This window comes from Idiomarina sp. Sol25, from assembly GCF_033052775.1.
Classification (GTDB): domain Bacteria; phylum Pseudomonadota; class Gammaproteobacteria; order Enterobacterales; family Alteromonadaceae; genus Idiomarina.
Genome location: NZ_JAUPEW010000128.1, coordinates 1 through 269 on the forward strand (window position 1 = coordinate 1; position 269 = coordinate 269).

At 56.1% G+C, this 269-nt stretch carries 1 protein-coding gene; it reads right to left on the bottom strand.

The features are described 5' to 3' along the window. Positions 1–16: 16 nt before the first annotated feature. On the bottom strand, positions 17–269 hold a 253-nt coding region (locus Q5L94_RS13740; protein ID WP_317498915.1), incomplete at its 5' end, for a hypothetical protein.

Below are 269 nucleotides of genomic sequence, written 5' to 3' on the forward strand. Positions count from 1 at the left end.
GGGACTGTAACTGCTCTCATCGATTGTAGCGGCCATGCACCAAGACTATAGATTGTGGGAGAGCTTCAGTCACTTCAATTCCGCAAATGGCCCACAGCCAACCTAGCTCGATGTCCGCTGTTCGGCCGCTATTCGATGCAGAGCCAACCTGGTGCATTCGCGAGTCCATGTCCTCGTCGTCTCCGCCGATTCGAACGCAAAGAAATGGCCCTGCGAGGGGCCATTTCCAGTTTGCGTTGCGCATTAGTCCCAGTGGTGATGGCCGTGCC